Here is an 18,524-nt window from a genome sequence, read left to right as displayed (position 1 = left end):
AGCGGTGGATCAGCGGATGCTGTTCTCGTGGGCGTGCGAGCCGCCGTTCGCGTTCGGCGTGGGCACGGACTTCTGCATCTGGAAGAGGAACTCCACGTTGGAGCCGGTCTCCTTGAGCTTGCCGAGCACGACCTCGAGCGCCTGCTGCGGGTCGAGGCCGGCGAGGGCGCGACGCAGCTTCCACGTGATCTTGACCTCGTCGGCCGAGAGCAGCATCTCCTCACGACGCGTGCTCGACGCGTTGACGTCGACGGCCGGGAAGATGCGCTTGTCGGCCAGCTGGCGCGACAGGCGCAGCTCGCTGTTGCCGGTGCCCTTGAACTCCTCGAAGATGACCTCGTCCATCTTGGAACCGGTCTCCACGAGGGCGGTCGCGAGGATGGTGAGCGAGCCGCCGTTCTCGATGTTGCGCGCGGCACCGAAGAAGCGCTTGGGCGGGTACAGCGCCGCGGCGTCGACACCGCCGGTGAGCACGCGGCCGGAGGCGGGCGTGGAGATGTTGTAGGCACGACCGAGGCGGGTGATCGAGTCGAGCAGCACGACCACGTCGCGACCGAGCTCGACGAGGCGCTTCGCACGCTCGATGGCGAGCTCGGCGACCGTGGTGTGGTCTTCCGCCGGCCGGTCGAAGGTCGAGGCGATGACCTCGCCCTTGACGGTGCGCTGCATGTCGGTGACCTCTTCGGGGCGCTCGTCGACGAGCACGACCATGAGGTGCACCTCGGGGTTGTTCTGCGCGATCGCGTTGGCGATCTGCTGCAGCACGATGGTCTTGCCGGCCTTCGGCGGCGCGACGATCAGACCGCGCTGGCCCTTGCCGATCGGGGCGACCAGGTCGATGATCCGCTGCGTCAGCTTCTCGGGGGCGGTCTCGAGGCGCAGGCGCTCCTGCGGGTACAGCGGGGTGAGCTTGCCGAACTCGACGCGGTTCGCGGCGTCGTCGGGCGAGAGCCCGTTGATCGAGTCGACCTTGACCAGCGCGTTGTACTTCTGGCGTCCCTGCTGCTCGCCCTCGCGGGGCTGCTTGATCGCGCCGACGACCGCATCGCCCTTGCGCAGGTTGTACTTCTTCACCTGGCCGAGCGAGACGTACACGTCGCTCGAGCCGGCGAGGTAGCCGGTGGTGCGCACGAAGGCGTAGTTGTCGAGCACGTCGAGGATTCCGGCGACGGGGATGAGCACGTCGTCCTCGCCGATCTCGGTGTCGAACTCGTCCGCGGTGGTGTTGCCGCCACCGCGGCGCTTGCTGCCTCGCTGCCGTCCGCGAGCAGAGCCGCTCTCCTCGTCGGAGTCGCTCTGGCCGCCGCTGCTCTGAGCGCCGCCGTTCTGACCGCCGTTGTTCTGGCCGTTGGCGGTCTTGTCGCCGCCGTTCTTGTCACCGCGTCCCCTGCTGCGGCTGCGACTGCGGCTGCGACTGCGGCTGGAACCGTCGCCGTCGCCGTCGCCGTCACCGCTGCTCTGATCGGCGGCGGGGGTCTGCTCGCTCGGAGCCGAATCGGCGGACGCGTCGGCGGGAGCGGTCTCGGGCTCTGCGGCCTTCGCGCCGCGGCGTCCGCGCGCGGGGCGCTTGACGGCCTCAGCCGGGGCATCCGCAGCCTGGTCATCGCCTGCGCCAGCGCTCTGGTCGGCGGGCTGGGACGCCTCGGGGGCGCCCTCGTCCGGCGCCGCCGCGGTGGGAGCGTCGCTCTTCTTCGCGCGCGTGGGGCGCTTGCGGGCAGGCTTCGCGGGCGCCTCGGCGCCGTCGTTCCCCTGCGCCGAAGCGGCGTCCGCTGCCGGCGCGTCGGCGGCCGGTGCATCCGCGGCCGGTGCTGCGACTGCGGGCTCGGCCGGGGTCTCAGCCACGGGCAGGTCGAGCGTCTCGGCGTCGGCCTTCTTGGCGCGCGTGCGGCGCGGTGCCTTCGCCTTCGGCTGCTCCGCCGCGGGAGCGGCGTCGGCCGCAGGAGCCGCGTCGGTCGCAGGGGCGGCGGTGCTCGCCTCGGCTGCCGCCGCGGCGGACGCGGTCGTCGCGCGGCGCGGCGCGCGCTTGCGCACCGGTGCCGGACTCTCGGCCGTCATCGACTCGGTGGTCGTGGTGTCGTTCTGGGTCTCGGAGAGGTTCTCCACGAGTACTCCCTCATATGTCGTGGGAAGACGAGCAGTCCGATGTTGCACGCAGCAGATGCCGCGGACATCACACGCGCCGACGCAGAGCGCCTGCCAGCCAGTACCTGGATGTTCCTGGGGATCGCATGCGGACTTCGCAGAAGTGCGAAAGGGCGAGAATCACGAAGTTACGTGGTGCCCTCCGCTCGTTCCCTCACTGTACCACCCTGAACGTCGACCGCGAGCATGTGCGCCTGCCACGGAGTGTCCGTCACGACATCGGCGAGTTCGACCGCGCGCTGGCGCGCTCCGGGCCCGTCCGCCAGCACGAGGACGCTGGGTCCGGCGCCCGAGACGACAGCCGCGAAGCCCTCCGCGCGCAGCGCCTGGACCAGACGCAGCGTCTCCGGCATCGCCGGGCCACGATAGTCCTGGTGCAGGCGGTCGTCGGTCGCGTCGAGCAGCAGCTCGGGACTCTGCGTGAGAGCCGCGATCAGCAGAGCCGAGCGCGACACGTTGAACACGGCGTCCTCGCGCGAGACCTGTGGCGGCTGCAGCGACCGGGCGAGCGAGGTCGACATCGTGAAACCGGGCACGAACACGAGCGGAGCGACACCCCGGTGCACGAGCAGCTTCTTGTGCTGGGGGCCGCGCTCGCCCGTCCAGGCGATGGTCAGGCCGCCGAACAGGGCGGGGGCGACGTTGTCCGGGTGGCCCTCGAGCTCCGTGGCCAGACGCAGCAGCGCCTCGTCGTCGAGCTCGACGTCGCCGGCCAGCAGGCCCTTCGCGATCAGGATCCCCGCGGTCACCGCCGCGCCGGATGAGCCGAGGCCGCGCCCGTGCGGCACGCCGTTCTCGGCGTGAAGATGCAGCCCGGGCATCCGGCGCCCGACATCGGCGTACACGTGCGCGATGGAGCGGACGACGAGGTTGCTCGCATCGGTCGGGATCTCCTCCGCGCCCGACCCGGTGACGTCGATCACGAGGCGGTCGTCGTCGAAGGACGATGCCGTGAGCGTGTCGTACACGCTGAGGGCGAGCCCGAGGGTGTCGAATCCAGGACCGAGGTTGGCGCTGGTCGCGGGGACGGTGACCATGACGGTGCGGGTCGCTCCGTCGACGTGCGGCGCCTGCGAGGTGACCGGCTCGGCCGGCACGAGGGTGACCCCCACGCTCACTCCCCCTCGACGCGCAGCACCGACACCACACGCTCGACGACGTCGCTCGCGGCGAGCCGGTCGACGGCCGCGCTGAGCGCGCTGTCCGTGGCGCGGTGCGTGCCGATGATCAGCCGGGCGCTCTCGCGGTCGGTGTCGTCGGCGGCCGGGATCACGGTCTGCACGAGCGTGGCCACCGAGACGCCGCCGTCGCTGAGCAGACCGGCGATGGTGGCGAGCACGCCCGCCTCATCCGACACCTCGAGGGTGATCTGGTAGCGGGTCAGCACATGTCCGATCGAGACGACCGGCAGGTTCGCGCGCGTCGATTCGCCGACCCCGGTGCCGCCGGCGATGTGGCGACGGGCCGCCGAGACGACATCGCCGAGAACCGCGGACGCGGTCTGCACGCCTCCGGCGCCTGCGCCGTAGAACATCAGCGAGCCCGCGGCCTCGGCCTCGACGAAGACGGCGTTGTTCGCGCCGTGCACCGCGCCGAGCGGGTGATCGCGCGGCACGAGGGCCGGGTACACCCGCACCGAGATCGACTCCGGTCCGCCGTCTACGAGGCGCTCGCACACCGCCAGCAGCTTGATCACGAATCCGGCCTCGCGGGCCTCCTCGATCATGTCGGCGGTCACACCCGTGATGCCCTCGCGATGCACGGCGTCGAGCGGGACGGTGGTGTGGAAGGCGAGGGATGCCAGGATCGCCGCCTTCTGCGCGGCGTCGTATCCCTCGACGTCGGCGGTGGGATCCGCTTCGGCGTAGCCGAGCCGCTGGGCATCGGCGAGCACGTCGTCGAAATCGGCGCCCTCGCTGTCCATGCGGTCGAGGATGTAGTTGGTCGTGCCGTTGACGATGCCCATGATGCGCACGACGCGGTCGCCGGCGAGCGAGTCGCGCAGCGGTCGGATGATCGGGATCGCGCCGGCTGCGGCGGCCTCGTAGTACACCGAGGCGCCGACCCGCTCGGCGGCCTCGTAGATCTCCGGGCCGTGCGTGGCGAGCAGCGCCTTGTTGGCGGTGACGACGTCTGCGCCGGAGCCCAGGCCCAGCAGGATGTGCGAGCGCGCCGGCTCGATCCCGCCCATCAGCTCGATGACGATGTCGGATCCGGTGATCAGCGTCTCCGCGTCGGTGGTGAACAGCTCGCGGGGCAGGTCGACGTCGCGCGGGGCGTCCACGTCGCGCACGGCGATGCCCGCGAGCTCCAGCCGGGCCCCCGCGCGGTCGGCGAGCTCGTCGCCGTGGCGCAGCAGCAGCGATGCCACCTGAGAGCCCACGGCTCCCGCTCCCAGCAGCGCCACGCGAAGTCGTCGGTAGTCAGTCATCTGCGCTCCTCAGCACGGTCGGGTCAGGATGTCGGGTCTGGCCTCGGACGGCCATGGCTCACTGCGGGATGCCGGCGTCGCGCGCGAGCAGGTCGGCGATCGACTCGCCGCGCACGATGACGCGCGATCGTCCGTCAGCCACCGCGACGATGGGCGGCCTGGGCACGTGGTTGTAGTTGCTCGACAGGGGCGCGCAGTACGCTCCGGTCGCGGCGACGGCGATCAGGTCGCCGGGTCCTGCATCGCCCGGCAGATACTCATGGTCGACCACGATGTCGCCCGATTCGCAGTGCTTGCCCACCACGCGCACGAGCATCGGCGCACCCGTGCCGATCCGCGACGCGAGACGCGCGGAGTACTGGGCGCCGTACAGGGCCGGGCGCGCGTTGTCGCTCATGCCGCCGTCGACGCTGACGTAGCGCCGCGTGGTCGTATCCAGGGCGACGTCCTTGGTGGTCCCGATCTCGTACAGCGTCACGCCGGCGTTGCCGACGATCGCCCTGCCGGGCTCGAACGAGAGCGCGGGCACCGGGATGCCGCGTGCCGCGCAGCCCTCGGCGACGGCCGCGACGATGCCCTCGGCGAGGTCGGCGATGGGCGTGGGATCGTCGACCCTCGTGTAGGCGATGCCGAACCCGCCGCCGAGGTTGAGCTGGGGGATGTCGCCGCCCGCGAGCAGCTCCTGGTGCAGATCGAGCAGGCGCGAGGCGGACTCCCGGAAGCCGGCGACGCCGAAGATCTGAGAGCCGATGTGGCAGTGCAGGCCGGCGAACACCAGCCCGTCGACCTCGCGGATCCGCGCGACGGCCGCGGGAGCCTGGCCGAGCGGGAAGCCGAACTTCTGATCCTCGTGCGCGGTCGCGAGGAAATCGTGCGTCTCCGCGTGCACACCGCTGTTCACGCGCAGCATGACGCGCTGCGACGCCCCGGTGCGCGAGACGATCGCGGCGAGGCGCTCGATCTCGATGACGCTGTCGATGATGATCGTGCCGACACCGGCATCCACCGCCCGCTCGAGTTCGGCGACCGACTTGTTGTTGCCGTGGAAGCCCAGCCGGCCGGCATCCGCTTCCCCGGCCAGCGCGACCTCGAGCTCGCCGCCGGTGCAGACGTCGACGTTCAGGCCCTCCTCGAGCACCCAGCGCACGATCGACGTGTTCAGCAGCGCCTTGCCCGCGTAGTAGATGCGCGCGGTCGTGCCGTGCTCGGCTGCGGCACGATCGAAGGCGGAGCGCAGCGCCGCGGCCCGGCGGCGCACCTCGGTCTCGTCGATCACCTGCAGCGGCGTGCCGTAGTCGCGCACGAGCTCGCCGACGCCCACGCCCGCGATGCGCAGCTCGCCATCGTCATCGCGTTCCGCGGAGAGCGGCCACACCCCCTCGACCAGGTCGTTGGCGTCGTCGGGAACGACCAGCCATCCGGGGGCGGGAGAGGAATCGGGGGAATGCACGCAGCGCCAATCGGGTCACGGTTCTGACGGGTTCGCCGTGGAGACGAGGTCGACCCTGATTCTAGGACACCGCCGAGTCAACCCCCGTTCACATTCCGACGCACTCAATAGTGTGGGGAGGATGGAGAGGCCGACGAATCCCGACCCCGCATCACCCCCCGCGCAGAAGGGGTGGATCGCGCGGACGTCCGCGACGGTGATCCGCCGGCTGCTGCGGCTGCGCGTCGTCCGGGCCGCGCTGCTGTACACGGGCAGACGCGGTCCGATGCTCGCCGACGCCGTGACGTACCGGGCGCTGTTCAGCGTGTTCGCCGCCGTGCTGCTGGGGTTCTCCGCCGCCGCCCTGTGGCTCTCCCAGGATGCCGTCGCGTGGAGAGCTGTCGTCTCGGCCGTGGACTCGGCGGTGCCGGGGCTCATCGCCACCGGAGATGAGAAGGGCATCGTCGAGCTCGATATGATCGACGCCCCGGGCGGGCTGTCGGTCGCCGGCGTGATCTCGCTGATCGGGCTCATCGGCTCCGCGCTCGGAGCGATCGGCTCCATGCGCAACGCCGTGCGCACGATCGCCGGAACGGACACCGCCGACGTCGTCCTCTACCTCGTCCTGCTGCGCAGCGCGCTGCTCGCGCTGATCATCGGAGCCACCTTCGTCGCCGCCGCCGCGCTCACCTTCGCCGGCGAGCTGGTGGTCGGCTGGTTCGCCGGCATCGTCGGCGTCGCGAGCGACGCCCCCGCCGTGTTCTGGACGGTGCGCGTGCTGTCGCTGGTGATCGTGTTCGCTCTGGACACCGTGCTGATCGCCGCGGTGTACCGGATGCTGTCCGGCGTGCGCGCATCGCGCTCGGCGCTCTGGGGCGGCGCCGCACTGGGCGGGGTGGGCCTGCTGGTTCTGCAGGAGCTGTCGGGACTGTTCGTCGGCGGCGCGAAGGCCAACCCGCTGCTCGCCTCGTTCGCGTCGCTGCTCGCCCTGCTGCTGTGGCTGAATCTCTCGACGCAGGTCATCCTGCTGGCGAGTGCCCTGATCACGATCTCGCACCGCGAGCAGGGGGATCGGGTGGCTGAGCGCTTCGGCGCCGAGACACTGCCCGAGTTCGCGCTGCGTCAGGCGGAGGACGATGTGCGCGCTGCCACCGCGCATCTGCGTGCGGCGCAGCAGGCCGCGGCGCCCGACTGAGCCGCTGCACGTCTGGGTCCTTGAGCCCGTTGGGCCCTTGAGCCTGCCGAAGGGCCAGACTTCTTGGGTCCCTGAGCCTGTCGAAGGGCCTCTCCCCCCCCCTGAGCCATACCCTCGGACCCTGACCATCTTGGGTCCCTGAGCCTGCCGAAGGGCCGCCACCTTGGGTCCCAGAGCCTGTCGAAGGGCCGCCACTCACCGATCAGGTGCGTCGCCGTCTGCCGCAGGCCGCGACAGCGCAGGAAGCTCGTCCACCCGGCCTTCGATGAGCGCCAGCTTCTTGCGTCGACTCCAGCCCTGCACCTGCTTCTCCCGAGCGAACGCCGCGTCGACCGTCGGGTAGTCCTCGGCGTACACCAGCCTGACAGGACGTCTCTTTCGAGTGAAGGCAGCGGAATGCACATCATCGAAGTTGTGCGCCCAGACACGCGCGGCGACATCGCCGTTCGTGCTGCCGGTGTAGAAGGCGCCGTCAGCGCACTCGAGGATGTACATCCAAGGCATGAGTCCATGTTCGCGCTGTTGCAAGGTCGTCTGTGATTGCTTGTGGATAACCGGCGGCGTCAGCACCTCTGGGCGGGTCGTGGGCGCGGCAGAACAGCTGGGCTCCCCAGGGCGAGGCCGCCCGCCCTTCGGCAGGCTCAGGGACCCATAAAGGGCGGCCCTTCAGCAGGATCCAGTCAGGATCCCAAGCGGGCGGCCCTTCGACAGGCTCAGGGACCCAAAGGGGCTCAGGGACCCCCAATGTGGCAGGCCCTTCGGCAGGCTCAGGGACCCAAAGAGGGTCAGGGATCCCAAGCAGGCGGCCCTTCGGCAGGCTCAGGGACCCAAAGAGGGTCAGGGACCCAAAGAGGGTCAGGGACCCAAAGAGGCTCAGGGACCCAAAGAGGCTCAGGGCCCTAAAGACGGTCAGGGACCCGAAGGGTCAGGGACCCGAAGGGTCAGGGGCGGGGGCAGGTGCCGGGATCGAGGAGCGTGGAGTCGACCGTGATCCGGCCGTCGGCGGCGATGTCAGCCACAGCCCGGCTGCCCTCGATGCGCAGGCCGGTGAGGGTGATGCCGGCAGGAAGACGATCGGCGACGCAGATGCGCTGCGGCTCGGTGATCGCGGCTCCCGCCGCTCCGGCCAGACCCGAGACGGCGTCCAGGTCCACCGCCGCGCCGTTGAACATGAGCGAGACCGGAGTCAGCAGCAGGTCGCCGTCATCGGCCGCGGGGGTGACCGTGAGCCCGACCGGGATCCGGCTGCCGAAGAGCTCGAGGTCGGCCTCGATCGTCGCGTTCGGCGCCGCCAGCTCGATGCCCGAGACGGGCAGCTGCGACGCGTCGAGCAGCGACGCGAACTCGTCCTGGTCGACCGAGACGGTGCCCTGCGCGGCCCCCAGCGCACCGCCCGAAACGGGCACCTCGCTCGCGGTGACCCGAGCGGAGCCGGTGATGCCGCCGATCGTCACCTCGTCCGAAGCGAGCTTCACCTCGTCCAGCGTGCCCGAGATCAGCTGGGGCAGGATGACGCCGGGCACCTGCACGTCGAGCTGCTGCTCAGCCGGCAGGTCGAGGTGGGAGATCACGAGCGAGCGGATCGTGTTCGGCACCGCCGCCCGCGCCACGAGCTCGCCGACGGCGACGAGAGCCCCCAACACGAGCACGATGACGAGCACGACCCAGGGCCAGCGCGGCCGACGCCTGACGGCGGTCGTGTTCGTCATGCTGTCACATCCTCTCGGGGGCCGAGACTCCGAGCAGGTCGAGACCGTTGCGCAGCACCTGACCGGTGGCGTCGTTCAGCCACAGCCGGGTGCGGTGCACCGTCTGTATCGGGTCGTCGCCCTTGGGGATGACCCGGCAGTTGTCGTACCAGCGGTGGTAGAGACCCGCGAGCTCCTCGAGGTAGCGCGCGATGCGGTGCGGCTCGCGCACCTCGGCTGCGAAGGCCACCAGGCGGGGGAACTCCTGCAGCGCCCCGAGCAGAGCGCTCTCGGTCTCGTGGGTGAGCAGTTCGGGAGCGAACTCCGAGCGATCCACGCCGGAGTCCGCGGCATTGCGCGCCACGTTGTGCGTGCGCGCGTGCGCGTACTGCACGTAGAACACCGGGTTGTCGTTCGTGCGCTTCTGCAGCAGCTCGGGATCGAGATCAAGCGGCGAGTCGGCCGGCGATCGCTCGAGCGCGTAGCGCAGCGCGTCTGTGCCGATCCATGCCCGCAGGTCATCCATCTCGATGATGTTGCCCGCGCGCTTGGACAGGCGGGCACCGCGCACCGACACGAGCTGGCCGATGAGCACCTGGATGTTCTTCTCCGGATCCTCGCCGGCCGCCCCCGCGATCGCCTTGAGACGATGCACGTAGCCATGGTGATCGGCGCCGAGCAGGTAGATCTTGTTCTGGAATCCGCGATCGCTCTTGTTGAGGTAGTAGGCGGCGTCGGCGGCGAAGTACGTGTATTCGCCGTTCGAGCGGCGGATGACCCGATCCTTGTCGTCGCCGAAGTCGGTGGTGCGCACCCAGACGGCACCGTCCTCATCGAAGACATGACCCTGGTCGCGCAGACGGTCGACCGCCTGATCGACGAGGCTCGGCCCCTCGGGGCCCTGGGCGTGCAGGGTGCGCTCGGAGAACCAGACGTCGAAGGGCACGTTGAAGGCGTCGAGGGATGCCCGGATCTCGGCGAGCTGATACTCGTACGCCTGGTCACGGGCGATCACGAGCTGCTCGACCTCGGGCAGCTCGAGCAGGCCGGGGTGCGCGGCGAGCACGCGCTTCGCGAGCTCGGCGATGTACTCGCCGGGGTAGCCGCCCTCGGGCGTCGGCTCGCCCTTGGCCGACGCGAGGATCGACAGCGCGAAGCGCTCCATCTGCACCCCGGCGTCGTTGATGTAGTACTCGCGCACGGCGTCGGCTCCGCTGGCGAGCAGCAGACGCACGATCGAGTCGCCCAGGGCTGCCCAGCGGGTGTGACCGATGTGCAGCGGCCCGACGGGGTTGGCGGAGACGAACTCGACGTTCACCGAGACCCCGTCCTGGGAGTCGTTGGTGCCGTACGCGTCCCCCGCCTCGACGATGGTCTTCGCGAGGGCGCCTGCTGCGCCCGCCTCGAGGCGGATGTTGATGAAGCCGGGTCCGGCGACCTCCACAGCCTGGATGCCGTCGGTCCTCGTCAGGCCGTCGGCGATCCGCTGCGCCAGCTCGCGCGGGTTCGACCCCAGCCGCTTGGCCACGCGCATCGCGATGTTCGTCGACCAGTCTCCGTGGTCGCGATTGCGCGGACGCTCGAGCACGATGTCCGCGGCGTCGACGCCGAGGGCCTCATCCGGTCGCAGCGAGGCCGCGATCGGGTCGAGGACGGCGAGGACGGCGGCGGAGAGGGCTTCAGGGTTCATAGGGGATCAAGTCTACGGCTCGCCGCATCCCCGGCCGGAAACCCGGGCGCGCACACGCGCTGGAGCCCTTCGTGATTCATTCGTGACGTGGCGGTGTTTGACGTTTTCGTCGCATGAGAATAGTTTTCAGTGCAACGGGGATCCCGGACGAGAGCTCGCGCTCCCGCCCCCCGACGAACCTGGAGGCAATGGTGCCACGGACCCGCGACATCGGAAACGGCCTGACGATCGCACGGCGCATCGCAGATCGCCGGCGCACCATGCCCGCGGCCATGAGCAGGATCGCCGACGTGGTCGCCGATCACCCGGCGGCTCCCGTGGAGCTGACCATCACCGAACTCGCCGATCGCGCCGGTACGTCCGCTGCCACCGTCACCCGCTTCTGCCGCGCACTCGGCTTCGACGGATACACCCAGTTCCGGGTCGGAGTGGCCTCCGAGATCGGCCGCGGCGATGCCGAGGAGAGCTGGCATGCCGACATGGGTCGCGAGCTGAGCGCCTCCGACGAGCCAGGCAAGATCCTGCAGACGCTGCTGAACCTGCACGTCGAGAGCCTGCAGAGCACGGCGAGGGGCCTCGACCTCGACGCGGTGCTGCGCGCCGCCGACGCGATCACCGCGGCGCGTCACGTCGACATCTACGGCGTCGGCGGCAGCGGGGTCATGGCTCGCGAGTTCCAGGGGCGGCTCTACCGCATCGGCGTCAACGCGCACTGCTGGTCGGACGTGCACGACGGACTCACCAGCGCGGTGCTGCAGGATCAGTCGTCGGTCGCGATCGGCATCTCCAGCACCGGGCGCACCGAGGAGACGGTGCAGATGCTCTCCCAGGCTCAGTCGGCAGGAGCGTTCACCGTGGCGATCACGCATGACATCGATTCGCCCCTCGCCGCACTCGCCGACATCTCGCTCGCCACGGCGGAGCCCACCGCCTACCTGCGCCCCGACGACCTGTCGGTCAAGCACTCCCAGCTGCTCGTGCTCGACCTGCTCTACGTGCTCGCCGCACAGCAGACCTTCGGGGTGGCCGCCACCCGTCTGGCCGCCAGCGCCATGGCCGTGGCCCCGCACCGCCGCGCACCGCGCGCGCACCGGCCCGACACCACCGGGCCCTGAGCCCGCCGAAGAACCCGACCCCAACACCGATTCACATCCACAACGGAAGGTAATGAGATGGACATCAAGGACGCATCCATCAGCCGTCGCAACCTGCTGCGCGGTGCGGCAGCCGCAGCGCTGCTGCTGCCGTTCGGCGCCACCCTCGCCTCGTGCGCCGCTCCCGGCGGCGGCGGGGGCGAGAAGGGCCCGGCCGGTGAAGTCACAGCCGACAACCCGTTCGGCGTGGCAGCCAACTCGAAGGTCGATGCGGTGATCTTCAACGGCGGCTACGGCATCGACTACGTCGAGAACTCCGCGAAGCTGATGGAGAAGAGCAAGGGCCTGGACGGCGTGACCGTCAAGGTCTCGCCCTCGACGAAGATCGCCACCGAGCTGCAGCCACGGTTCGTCGGCGGCAACCCGCCGGACCTGATCGACAACTCGGGCGCCAACTCGATCGGATGGAACACCATCCTCGATCAGCTCGAAGAGCTCGACGATGTGCTCGAGGCGAACAACACCGACGGCGAGAAGATCGCCGACACGGTGTTCTCCGGCGTGAAGGATCCGGGCACGTTCGACGGCAAGTTCGTCGCCCTCAACTACGTGCTGACGGTCTACGGCATCTGGTACTCCTCGAGCCTGTTCGAGGAGAACGGCTGGTCGGTGCCCACGAGCTGGCAGGACCTGAAGGACCTCGGCGCCAAGGCGAAGGAGCAGGGCAAGTACCTGTTCCTGTGGGGCAAGGAGGCGGCGACCTACTATCAGACGATGGTCATCGACTCGGCCGTCGTGCAGGCCGGCGACGACGTGCGCCTGCCGCTGGAGAACCTCGCCGAGGACGCGTGGTCGCACCCCGTGCTGCAGGACATCCTGAACATCTTCTACGAGCTGATCCAGGCCGGCTACGTCAAGCCCGGCGGTTCGGGCACGCAGTTCACCGAGGCGCAGGCGCAGTGGAGCAACGCACAGGAGGCGCTGCTGTACCCGTCCGGCTCGTGGATCGAGAACGAGATGAAGGATCAGACGGCCGACGGCTTCAAGATGAAGGGCATCTCGGAGCTGCCTCTGGACGGCAACCAGACCACGCCCGCGGGCACGGCCCGCGTCGAGGCGGGCGAGCCGTTCATCGTGCCGTCGAAGGCGAAGAACCCCGAGGGCGGCAAGGAGCTGCTGCGCACCATGCTGTCGAAGGAGGCGGCGACCGACTTCGCCAAGAGCAAGCTCGCGCCGACGGTCGTCAAGGACACCGTCCCCGCCGACGGCTTCGGCTCCACCGCGCTGGTCTCGCAGTCCGAGATCATCGCCGCCGCCGACGGCAACGTGTTCACCATCAAGTCGACGAACCTGTACGGCATGAACAGCGACCAGCTGCCGATCTGGAACTCGTTCCTGGACGGAAAGATGGACGTCGCCACGCTCACCACGCAGCTGCAGGCCCTGGTCGACAAGGTGCGGGAGGACGACTCCATCAAGAAGATCGAGATCAAGTGACCACTGCTCCCGGTGTCGACGCGGCGCTGGACACCGTCGCCGTGACGGCGGCCCGGGCGGGGCGGCGCAAGCCGCCCCGCCTCGGGCGGCGCCCGCTGACCTTCGACTACATCTCCTTCCTGCTGGTGTTCCTCGGCCTGCCGGTCGCGGTGTTCCTGATCTTCGTGATCTCGCCGTTCGTGCAGGCCGTGTACTACTCGATGACCAACTGGACGGGCTTCACGCCCGAGATGGACTTCATCGGGGCGAAGAACTTCGTGAAGCTCTTCGCCGACGCGACCTTCATGCAGGCGATGGGCAACAACATCCTGCTCGCCATCGTGCTGCCGCTGATCACGCTCACGATCGCGCTCGTCTTCGCGAGCATGATCACCATCGGCGGCCCGAGCAGCGGTCAGGTGCGCGGGCTGCGCGCATCCAGCTTCTACCGGGTGGTGTCGTTCTTCCCGTACGTCATCCCGGCGATCGTCATCGGCATCCTGTGGAGCATGATCTACACCCCCAGCGGCCTGCTGAACGGCCTGCTCGGGGCGGCCGGGATCGACATGAACGACTTCGCCTGGCTGGGCGATGAGCGCACCGCGATGGGCGCCTCCATCTTCGTCATGGCGTGGGGCATGATCGGCTTCTACATGGTGCTGTTCATCGCGGCGATCAAGGGCGTGCCCGCCGAGATCTACGAGGCGGCGCGCATCGACGGCGCGGGCCGGTTCCGCACGACCGTGTCGATCACGCTGCCGCTCATCCGCGACAACGTGCAGACCGCCTACATCTACCTCGGCATCATGGCGCTGGACGCCTACGTCTACATGGTGGCGCTGAACGCGACCGGCGGGCCGGGCAACAGCACCCTCGTGATGAGCCAGTACCTGTTCCGCACGGCCTTCGAGAAGGGCCAGTTCGGCCTCGCCAGCGCCATGGGCGTGGTGCTGGCCGTGATCACACTCATCTTCGCCGCGGCGGTGTTCCTCGTGAACCGTCTCACCGGCGGCAAGGACGACGGAGGCCGAGCATGAGCCAGCAGACCCGGACCCTGATCGCCGTCGACCCCCGACGCGCGCGCCGCGAGGGCGGCGTCGACCGCAAGGCCAGGTCGACCCCGGGGGATCGCGTCGTCGGCGCGGTGTCGCACGTCGTGCTGACCATCTGGGCGATCGTGGTGATCCTGCCCATGCTGTGGACCCTGCTGAGCTCGTTCAAGTCCACGAGGGAGATCTTCGCGTCCCCGTTCGGGCTGCCCGCGCAGTGGAACCTCGACAACTACGCCTCCGCCTGGGGCAAGTACAACTTCGGGCAGATGTTCCTGAACACGGTCATCGTCGTGGGTGCCGCTCTCATCCTGGTGATGCTGCTGGGCGCCATGTGCGCCTACGTGCTCGCCCGCTTCTCGGTACCGGGCAGCCGCGTGATCTACTACCTGATGCTGGCGGGACTCACCTTCCCGGTGTTCCTCGCCATCGTGCCGCTGTTCTTCATCCTGCAGGGCATGGGCCTGCTGAACACGCTGCCGGGGCTGATCCTCACCTACGTGGCCTTCGCGCTGCCGTTCACGGTCTTCTTCCTGTTCTCGTTCTTCAAGTCCCTGCCGTACGAGATCCAGGAGGCGGCGTACGTCGACGGAGCCAGCGAATGGCGCACCTTCTTCCAGGTGATGCTGCCGATGGCGAAGCCCGGACTCGCCGCGGTGGCGATCCTGAACTTCCTCGGCCTCTGGAACCAGTTCCTGCTGCCCGTCGCGCTGAACACCGATCAGGCGAAGTACGTCCTCTCGCAGGGCATGGCGGCGTTCGCGTCCGCCGCGGGATACGCCGTGGACTTCGGCGCGCTGTTCGCCGCCGTGATCATCACGATCGCCCCTGTGCTGCTGGTGTACATCTTCTTCCAGCGTCAGCTGCAGGGCTCCGTCACCCAGGGGACGTCCAAGTAGCCGGCATCCGTCGCTTACGCTCTTCTCATGACCCTGCACTCGCCGACCCGACGGCGTCGCACGGCCCTCGCGCTCGGAGGCGCCCTCGCGGTCGCGCTCGCCGTCACCCTCGGCATCACTCGTCCCTGGCTGCCGCCCGCGGAGACCGCTCCGGTCGCCGCGGCCGAGAACGGCGTCTCGCCGGTGGCTCTGACGCTCCCCGACGATCCCGAGGTGCTCGTCTTCGGCGACTCGTGGACCTACGGGTCGGCGGCGACCGTCCCGACGAACGGCTACGCGTATCGTCTCGCCCGGCTCATCCCCGGCGACACGGTGGTGCGCGGGGTGCGCGGCAGCGGTTACCAGCGCCCAGGGCTCGATGGGCCGGACTTCCTCACCCGGGTCGCCGAGCTGGAGTCGTGGATCGACCCCGATCTGATCATCCTGCAGGGATCGATCAACGACCGTCTGTCGGACGCGGCCGCATACCCCGCCGCGGTGAACGCGGTGTGGGATGCCGTGGTCGCCCGGTATCCGGACGTGCCCATCGTCATCCTCGGACCTGCGCCGCACGAGCTCGCGGTCGGTGCGTCGACGGCGCGCATCGACCGCGACCTCGCCGACCTCGCGGCGACGCGCGGCTGGCGCTACATCTCCCCCGTGCAGGAGGAGTGGATCACCGAGGCGAACTACCTGCAGCTGATCGATGTCGGCGCCGGGCGCAAGCATCCCTCCGATGCCGGTCACGCCTACCTCGCCGAGAGGGTCGCCGCGGCGCTCGAGCGCTTCCGCACCGCCCCGGTGACCGCGGCCGACGAGGTCAAGCCGAAGCCGGCGAAGTAGTCAGCCGGCCACGGGGTACTCGACCGTGCCGTCCCTGGGCTCCGCGCCCGGCGTCAGCGTCGCCTCCGCCACCCGGCCGTCCGGCATCAGATGGCCCACGGCGACACCGCGCGCCAGCAGATGATCGGCGATGATCCGCCGGTGGCAGCGCCACCAGACCGCCTCCGAGCACATCACCGCCACTGCCCCGGCGACGTCCTCCGCGACGGCCAGCAGCTCATCGACGCCCTCGGCGAACTCGCCGCTCAGCGCGTAGTCGGCGTAGTTGTGGAAGCTGCGGTTGCGCCACATCCCGTTGACCTCGTCGGGGACATCGCGCTGCAGGTTCCGGCGTCCGCCCAGCTGCTCGATGCGCAGATACCGGATGTCCTGCTCGGGCAGCGAGGCGGCGAGGGCATCGGCGTTGAACCACGGGTACCGGTTCGAGCCGGGCAGGCGGCGCACGTCGATCACCGCGCCCACATCGGCCGCGCGCAGCAGACCGGTGAACTCCTCGAGAGGGTGGGTGGAGTGGCCGACGGTGAGGATCATCGCTCAGTCGTCGAGCAGGGTCAGCGCGCTGCCCTTGTGCGCCGCGATGTGGTCGGTCCTGTCGCTCTTGATCTCGTACTGCGGCTCGTCGTCGCTGGCGCGTCGCGTGCGGCCCTTGAACTCGAAGTCCGCGGTGTGCACCGTGGTGATGCGCCCGCGCACCCGCCCCGCCTCGGAGTTCCAGCTGACGTGGTCCCCGACCCTGTACCGTCTCGTCATCGCAGCGCTCCTCTCGCGATTCCGCTGCCGGAGACGAGAGAAGACCGCCCGGTGGACGGTCTTCTTCTAATACGTGCCCCCGACAGGAATCGAACCTGCGACCTACGGTACCGGAAACCGGCGCTCTATCCGCTGAGCTACGGAGGCGTACCGGACGAGCCTACCAGCTGCGGGATGAGCGGATTGCACGCGCCCGCGACCGGCGGCGCCGCGCGCGGCACCCGGCACCCCGGGAATGCTCACACGAGGAAGAACGGCAGCAGACCCGGGTTGTGCGCGTGCACGAGCACCGCGAACACGACGGCGTCGAAGAGCAGGTGCACGGTGACGACGTACGCGAGCGAGTGCGTGCGCAGGAAGATCCAGCCCTGCAGCAGCGCGAACGGGATGGTGAGCACCGGCCCCCAGGCCCGGTACCCCAGCTCCCACAGGAACGACACGAACACGATCATCTGCAGCACGTTCGCGCTCATCGCCGACATGTGCCGGCGCAGCAGCGCGAAGACGGTGCAGATGAAGAACAGCTCGTCCCAGATGCCGACCGCGCCGACCCCGACGAACAGCCGAGCGATCAGGTCGGGCGAGTCGACCACCGGCCAGTTCTGATAGACGCCGCTGGTGATGAAGTAGTACGGCAGGATCAGCCAGCCGAGCACGAGCACCGCGACCAGCCACGCCCACTGCCACAGCGCCCAGCGCCTGCCCGTGCGCCACGGGAACGAGATCGCGCGGTCGCCGAACGCGAACCGCGACAGCAGATACGGCACGAGCACGGCTCCGCCGAGCGCGAGCGTGAATCGCAGCATCGCGAGATTGTCGAGCTTCGCCTCGAGTGAGATGGCGTGCACGATGAGCATGCCGATGCCGATCAGCGCCAGGTCCCTGGTCAGCGACGGCGCACCCTGCTCGCCTGCATCCCGGTCGCGATGATGCCGTACGAGGACGGCGCCGCGCTCGAGCAGAGCCGCTGTGCCGACACCTGCGGCCAGCAGCAGCCATCCGACCCACGTCCAGCCGAGCACGAAGAACGCCGGAGCGGCCGCGCAGACCAGAGCGGCCGGAGGGATGCTGCGCCAGCCGGTCGTCGTCACACCCGCGACACCCGGCGATAGGTCAGGTCGCGGATCTCGCGCCCCTTGGCGATGCCCTTGCGCTCGAAGGCTGTCATGACGCGACCCTCGAAGCGCTCGGCCCAGTCGCCGTCGAACGCGCGCTCGAACTCGGGCGCATCGTCGAGCACCTCGCGCATCTGCAGGGCGTAGTCCTCCCAGTCGGTGGCCAGGCGCAGCAGACCCCCGTCCGCGATCGCACGCCCGGCGGTCGCCGGGAAACCGGGGCGGATCAGACGTCGCTTGGTGTGGCGCTTCTTGTGCCAGGGGTCGGAGAAGAAGATCCACACCTCGGAGGCCGACCCCTCGGGCAGATATGTCGAGAGCACCTCGGGAGCGTTCGCCTCGATCAGGCGCAGGTTGCGCACGTCGACGGCTGCGGCGTCGAGCATGGTGCGTGCCAGGCCGGCCCGGAAGACCTCGACGGCGAGGAAGTCGGTGTGCGGCGTGGCAGACGCGGCGGCGACGATGGCATGACCCTGGCCGGAGCCGATCTCGACGATGAGCGGCGCTTCGCGACCGTACTCGGCCGCGACATCGAGCCGCGCCTCGGGATGCACCGAGGTGAAGGCGACATCGCGGGGGACATCGAGCAGATAGAACGGCGCGTGCTCCTCGAATGCCCGCTCCTGCGCCTCCGACATGCGGCCGCTGCGCCGCACGAACGAGACGGGCTCATCGCGGAAGGTCCGGGGCTCAGGCATCCCTCGAGGATACCGGGGACCCGTGCCCTCCCCCACCGGGACACCC

At 69.6% G+C, this 18,524-nt stretch carries 17 protein-coding genes and 1 tRNA gene; 6 read left to right on the top strand and 12 right to left on the bottom strand.

Annotation, left to right across the window (positions count from 1 at the left end; translation table 11 throughout):
• Positions 1–9: 9 nt before the first annotated feature.
• The 4 genes from rho to lysA all read right to left on the bottom strand — a co-directional run bounded on the left by rho (position 10) and on the right by lysA (position 6,023).
• Positions 10–2,103, bottom strand: coding sequence for a transcription termination factor Rho (rho, locus tag AB0O65_RS04535; protein WP_363383338.1), 2,094 nt, complete (start codon positions 2,101–2,103; stop codon positions 10–12).
• 167 nt (positions 2,104–2,270) lie between these two features.
• On the bottom strand, positions 2,271–3,179 hold the full coding sequence (gene thrB / locus AB0O65_RS04530) for a homoserine kinase (RefSeq protein WP_313478118.1): 909 nt from the start codon (positions 3,177–3,179) through the stop codon (positions 2,271–2,273).
• A gap of 77 nt (positions 3,180–3,256) precedes the next feature.
• Positions 3,257–4,573, bottom strand: coding sequence for a homoserine dehydrogenase (locus AB0O65_RS04525; protein WP_313477972.1), 1,317 nt, complete (start codon positions 4,571–4,573; stop codon positions 3,257–3,259).
• Positions 4,574–4,631: 58 nt separating this feature from the next.
• A complete protein-coding gene (gene lysA, locus AB0O65_RS04520) occupies positions 4,632–6,023 on the bottom strand; it encodes a diaminopimelate decarboxylase (protein ID WP_363383336.1) in 1,392 nt (463 codons plus the stop codon).
• A 121-nt stretch (positions 6,024–6,144) separates the two neighbouring features.
• Between lysA and AB0O65_RS04515 the strand changes: the two genes are divergently transcribed.
• Positions 6,145–7,197, top strand: a complete 1,053-nt coding sequence (locus tag AB0O65_RS04515; RefSeq protein WP_191711784.1) for a YhjD/YihY/BrkB family envelope integrity protein — start codon at positions 6,145–6,147, stop codon at positions 7,195–7,197.
• Positions 7,198–7,392: 195 nt separating this feature from the next.
• Here AB0O65_RS04515 and AB0O65_RS04510 read toward each other — a convergent pair whose 3' ends face one another.
• From AB0O65_RS04510 to argS, 3 genes are all read right to left on the bottom strand, one after another.
• Positions 7,393–7,701 carry a GIY-YIG nuclease family protein gene (locus AB0O65_RS04510; RefSeq protein WP_071640608.1) on the bottom strand — a complete coding sequence of 103 codons (309 nt, stop codon included), beginning with the start codon at positions 7,699–7,701 and terminating at the stop codon, positions 7,393–7,395.
• Between the two features lie 437 nt (positions 7,702–8,138).
• Positions 8,139–8,906 (bottom strand): DUF2993 domain-containing protein, encoded by a 768-nt coding sequence (locus AB0O65_RS04505; RefSeq protein ID WP_071641369.1) that lies wholly within the window; start codon positions 8,904–8,906, stop codon positions 8,139–8,141.
• 4 nt (positions 8,907–8,910) lie between these two features.
• On the bottom strand, positions 8,911–10,575 hold the full coding sequence (gene argS / locus AB0O65_RS04500) for an arginine--tRNA ligase (RefSeq protein ID WP_363383333.1): 1,665 nt from the start codon (positions 10,573–10,575) through the stop codon (positions 8,911–8,913).
• A gap of 188 nt (positions 10,576–10,763) precedes the next feature.
• Between argS and AB0O65_RS04495 the strand changes: the two genes are divergently transcribed.
• Genes AB0O65_RS04495 through AB0O65_RS04475 form a run of 5 tightly spaced genes read left to right on the top strand, consistent with a single transcriptional unit; the run spans position 10,764 to position 15,915 of the window.
• Positions 10,764–11,690, top strand: coding sequence for a MurR/RpiR family transcriptional regulator (locus AB0O65_RS04495; RefSeq protein WP_071641378.1), 927 nt, complete (start codon positions 10,764–10,766; stop codon positions 11,688–11,690).
• Positions 11,691–11,747: 57 nt separating this feature from the next.
• Positions 11,748–13,166, top strand: a complete 1,419-nt coding sequence (gene ngcE / locus AB0O65_RS04490) for an N-acetylglucosamine/diacetylchitobiose ABC transporter substrate-binding protein (protein WP_071641380.1) — start codon at positions 11,748–11,750, stop codon at positions 13,164–13,166.
• Between the two features lie 26 nt (positions 13,167–13,192).
• Positions 13,193–14,182, top strand: a complete 990-nt coding sequence (locus AB0O65_RS04485; RefSeq protein ID WP_071641520.1) for a sugar ABC transporter permease — start codon at positions 13,193–13,195, stop codon at positions 14,180–14,182.
• The gene (locus AB0O65_RS04480; protein ID WP_083428609.1) at positions 14,179–15,093 is read left to right on the top strand and encodes a carbohydrate ABC transporter permease; all 915 of its coding nucleotides are present in this window, start codon (positions 14,179–14,181) and stop codon (positions 15,091–15,093) included. Before AB0O65_RS04485 ends, AB0O65_RS04480 begins: the two co-directional genes overlap by 4 nt.
• A gap of 27 nt (positions 15,094–15,120) precedes the next feature.
• Positions 15,121–15,915 (top strand): SGNH/GDSL hydrolase family protein, encoded by a 795-nt coding sequence (locus AB0O65_RS04475; RefSeq protein WP_313477949.1) that lies wholly within the window; start codon positions 15,121–15,123, stop codon positions 15,913–15,915.
• On the opposite strand, the gene AB0O65_RS04470 is transcribed toward AB0O65_RS04475, so the two are convergent.
• The 5 genes from AB0O65_RS04470 to trmB form a co-directional block, all read right to left on the bottom strand.
• Positions 15,916–16,446 carry a DUF488 domain-containing protein gene (locus AB0O65_RS04470; protein ID WP_313477946.1) on the bottom strand — a complete coding sequence of 177 codons (531 nt, stop codon included), beginning with the start codon at positions 16,444–16,446 and terminating at the stop codon, positions 15,916–15,918.
• Between the two features lie 3 nt (positions 16,447–16,449).
• Positions 16,450–16,665, bottom strand: coding sequence for a DUF2945 domain-containing protein (locus AB0O65_RS04465; RefSeq protein WP_071641387.1), 216 nt, complete (start codon positions 16,663–16,665; stop codon positions 16,450–16,452).
• A gap of 74 nt (positions 16,666–16,739) precedes the next feature.
• A tRNA-Arg gene (locus AB0O65_RS04460) sits at positions 16,740–16,812 on the bottom strand.
• 92 nt (positions 16,813–16,904) lie between these two features.
• Positions 16,905–17,756, bottom strand: coding sequence for a CPBP family intramembrane glutamic endopeptidase (locus tag AB0O65_RS04455; RefSeq protein WP_071641389.1), 852 nt, complete (start codon positions 17,754–17,756; stop codon positions 16,905–16,907).
• Positions 17,753–18,478: a tRNA (guanosine(46)-N7)-methyltransferase TrmB gene (gene trmB / locus AB0O65_RS04450; protein WP_191711791.1), complete on the bottom strand. Its 726-nt coding sequence runs from the start codon at positions 18,476–18,478 to the stop codon at positions 17,753–17,755. The genes AB0O65_RS04455 and trmB overlap by 4 nt, the downstream gene beginning before the upstream one ends.
• Positions 18,479–18,524: the final 46 nt, after the last annotated feature.

Origin of the sequence: Microbacterium sp. NPDC077391 (assembly GCF_040686955.1) — a bacterium.
Lineage (GTDB): Bacteria > Actinomycetota > Actinomycetes > Actinomycetales > Microbacteriaceae > Microbacterium > Microbacterium commune.
Note: the sequence above shows the minus strand (reverse complement) of the source record. Positions and strands in the feature narration are given on the sequence as shown.